Raw genomic sequence first — 3,507 nt, 5'->3', positions numbered from 1 at the left:
GGTCATGAACGAGTAACGGTCCAGGGGGAGCGTCAGCAGGTTCGGAGCATCGAAGGTGTAGCTGTAGAAGTCCGGGAAGAACCGGGTGTTGACGTTGACGTCGACCGGGTACTTGAAGTTCTGGACGTTGAGGGTCGGGTTGTTACCCACACCACCGTAGAACAGCGTGCCGTCCAGGTTGAAGCCCAGCGAGCCCGAGCCGTTGCTCACGGCGCTCGGCGCCACGCCATAGGTGGCGAACAGCGCCTGGACCGCCGACAGCGGAATGGCGTTGCCGCCATTGTAGCGAACGACGCCGGCCGGCGGCGTACCCGTGGTGGAGGTCGCCAGGGCGGAGAACGGACGCTGACCCTTCAGGATCGATTCGCGGAACGAGCGGTCGAAGCCGAAGATGGCGTTGCCCTTGCCGTCGGCGAAGTTGCCGCCCAGCACCGCGGAGATGTTGAACTCCTTGGAGTCTTGATAGTCGGTCGAGTCCGAATAGCTGGCCCGCAGGTCCAGACCTTCGAAGTTCGACTTGATCTTCAGGTTCACCACGCCGGCCACGGCGTCGGCGCCGTAGGTGGCGCCCGCGCCGCCGGTGATGACTTCGATCGTCTCGACCATCGCCTGGGGAATGGTGTTGAGGTCGACCGTCAGGGTGTTGGCCGAGACCATCGGACGGCGGCCGTCGACGAGAACCAGGTTACGGTTGTTGCCCAAGCCGCGAAGGTCGACGTTCGACTGGCCGGCGTTGCCGGGGTTGTTCGACGTCGTCGAACCCGCCGGGTTCACTTGCGGCAGCGTGTTCAGATAGGTGTCGAGGGTGACGTCGGCGTTGGCGACCGCCTGCTCACCGGTCACGGTGGCGATCGGGCTGGTGGCGACGTAGTCCTGTCGGACAATGCGCGAACCGGTGACGACGACTTCTTGGACTTCTTCGTCCTGCGCGTAGGCGGTCGTCGCGGAGAAGGCCGCCAGGGCCACGCCGCAAATCATGGAAGACGCCAACAGGCGTTCCCGCATGGTGTTGATTTTCAAGGTCTAGATCCTCCAGCGGTCCACCGGTCTTTACGACCCGCGGCACCTGCTCCCCACAAAAGGTACGGTCCCAGGCTCGGACCCGAGCTCGGTTACGAGGGAGTTACGAGTCATAAGCGTTAAGGGTCAACGCCCATTACGTGTCGGCAATGTAAAGGACCACAACCTGTCGCATTCTGGTCACAGAATGTGGGCTCCGCCGCATTGCGCGCACAAATTTACCCTTGAGGGGGCCTCAGGCCCCTGGGGCTGATCCAGCCTTTGCAACGCACCAGTAACGGGCGCGATGCTGGTCGACGATATTGTCGACGAACCCGGTCACCTTCGGCGCCACCAGGTTCTTGTTCACATAGAAGTAGATCGGGGCGACCGGCGCGTCGGCCAGCATCACCTTCTCGGCCTCCGCCAGGAACCCTGCCCGCACCTTGGCGTCCGGCTCGGCGTCGGCCCTGGCCAGCAGGGCGTCGTAGGCCGGATTGTTGTAGTCGCCATAGTTCTGCGGGCCGGTGGACGACTGCTGCAGGTAGAGGAAGCTCATGGCGTCGTTGTAGTCGGCGATCCAAGCCGCGTCGGCGACCTGGAAATCGCGGACCCGATAGGCGGCGTAGGCGATCTGTGCCTCGTTCTGCGCCAACCGCGCGTCCACGCCGATCGCCTTCCAGTCGGCCTGGACGGCGGGCATGAACAGCGTGGGGTCGGGCGTGTTGCGGTGCTTGATCTCGATTCGCAGCGGCTTGTCCGGGCCGTAGCCCGCCTCGGCCAGCAGCCGGCGCGCCTCCGCCTGTCGCTTCTCCAGCGACCAGGCCGCCCACTCCGGCGCCTTCGCCTGCTCGTAGCCCGCCACGCCGGGGGGCACGAAGGTGTAGGCCGACTTCTGTCCGCCCCGCAGCAGCTTCTGGGTGATGAAGTCACGGTCGATGGACATGGTCAGCGCCAGGCGGACGCGCTGGTCCTTGAACGCCGGAACCGCGGCGTTGAACGCCAGGTAGGTCACGCCCAGATAGGTGTGGGTCCGCACATAGCCCGGCATGCTTTCCCGCAGGAAGGCGATGCGATTCGACTGGATGTCGGCGTTCATGTCCAGCTCGCCGCGCTTCACCCGACGCTCGGCCATGGTTGAGTCCGGTGTCGGGTAGAGGTTGATCTGGTCCACGCACACATTGGCCGCATCGTAGAAGCGCGGGTTTTTCACCAGTCGGACATAGTCGCCCAGCTTCCAGTCGGTGACGTTGTAGGGACCGTTCGAGACATAGTTGCCGGGCTTCACCCAGTCGGCGCCCAGCTTCTCGACCACATGCTTGGGCACCGGGAACATCGTGTAGTGCTTGGCCAGCTGCGGCAGATAGGGCGCCGGGTGGGCCATCACGATCTCCAGCACCTTCGGCGACACCGCGCGCACCGCCAGGGTCTCTCGGGGCGCCTTGCCCTCGTTGAAAGGCTGCGCGCCCTTGATGAGGTAGAGGATCGAGGCGTACTCGGACGCCGTCTCGGGATCTAGAATGCGGCGCAGGGAGAAGACGAAGTCGTCGGCGGTCACCGGCACGCCGTCCGACCAGGTCGCGTCGCGCAGATAGAAGGTCCAGGTCAGGCCATCGGCGCTGGTCTCCCAGCGCTCCGCCATTCCGGGTACGGCCCGCCCCTCAACGTCGGCGTCCGTCAGGCCGATCATCAGGTTCGAGATGATCCGCTCCTCCCAGGTTCCCGTCGACTTGTGAGGGTCTAGGGTCACGGGGTCGGAGACGTTGCCGGCCTCGATGCAGATCTGGCCCTGCGGACAGGGCGGTCGCGATGGGCCCTTCGGGGCGCAGGCGGCGAGCGAAAACGCCGCCAGTCCGACCATCAATATCTTGCCGAGCGCCGGCAGCGCCCTATCAATGCGGGACATCGAAATCATGGGTCACGGATGACACACTTTTCAACACGTACAAAGTTGGCGCTCCTGGCTCTGGCGATGCTCGGCCTGACGGGAACGGCGATCGGCGCCGAGCCCAAGTCCATTGGCCGCGCCGCGCAGTTTCAGAGCCTGCTCGACTGCAAGTCCAAGACCGACTCCGCCGAGCGCCTGGCCTGCTATGACACCGTGGTGGGAGCCCTGGCCGGAGCCGAGCAGAAGGGCGACATCGTGGTGGTCGACCGCGACCAGGCCAAGGCCGTCCGCCGTCAGGCTTTCGGGTTCAATCTGCCCAGCCTGTCGATGTTCGAGAAGACCGAGAAGCCTGAGGAGGTCGACAACCTGGCGTCCGTGGCCAAGCGCGCCTATCGCGGCGGCGACGGCAAGTGGGTGTTCGAGCTGGAAGACGGCGCCGTCTGGGCCCAGACCGACAACGAGCCCCTCGGCCGGCAGCCGAAGGAAGGCTCCAAGATCGAGATCCGCAGGGCCGCCATGGGCTCGTACTTCCTGAACTCCGACGGTCAGCGCGCCGTTCGCGCCAGACGGGTGAAGTAGGCGGCCAGGGCTCCTCCTCCCCGAGGAGCCCCGGCGCCGTC

3 protein-coding genes are annotated in these 3,507 nt (G+C 65.2%); 1 reads left to right on the top strand and 2 read right to left on the bottom strand.

Annotated features, from left to right (window positions below; genetic code table 11):
• Window positions 1-1,020 (bottom strand): TonB-dependent receptor plug domain-containing protein (locus RMO04_RS18330; protein ID WP_309646208.1); only part of this gene is annotated, 1,020 nt, incomplete at its 3' end.
• Window positions 1,021-1,255: 235 nt separating this feature from the next.
• Window positions 1,256-2,905 (bottom strand): peptide ABC transporter substrate-binding protein, encoded by a 1,650-nt coding sequence (locus RMO04_RS18325; protein ID WP_309646207.1) that lies wholly within the window; start codon window positions 2,903-2,905, stop codon window positions 1,256-1,258.
• A gap of 66 nt (window positions 2,906-2,971) precedes the next feature.
• Between RMO04_RS18325 and RMO04_RS18320 the strand changes: the two genes are divergently transcribed.
• Window positions 2,972-3,466 carry a hypothetical protein gene (locus RMO04_RS18320; protein ID WP_309646206.1) on the top strand — a complete coding sequence of 165 codons (495 nt, stop codon included), beginning with the start codon at window positions 2,972-2,974 and terminating at the stop codon, window positions 3,464-3,466.
• The last annotated feature ends 41 nt before the right edge of the window (window positions 3,467-3,507 follow it).

This window comes from Phenylobacterium sp. (assembly GCF_031412415.1).
In the GTDB taxonomy this organism is placed as follows: Bacteria; Pseudomonadota; Alphaproteobacteria; order Caulobacterales; family Caulobacteraceae; genus Phenylobacterium.
Note: the sequence above shows the minus strand (reverse complement) of the source record. Positions and strands in the feature narration are given on the sequence as shown.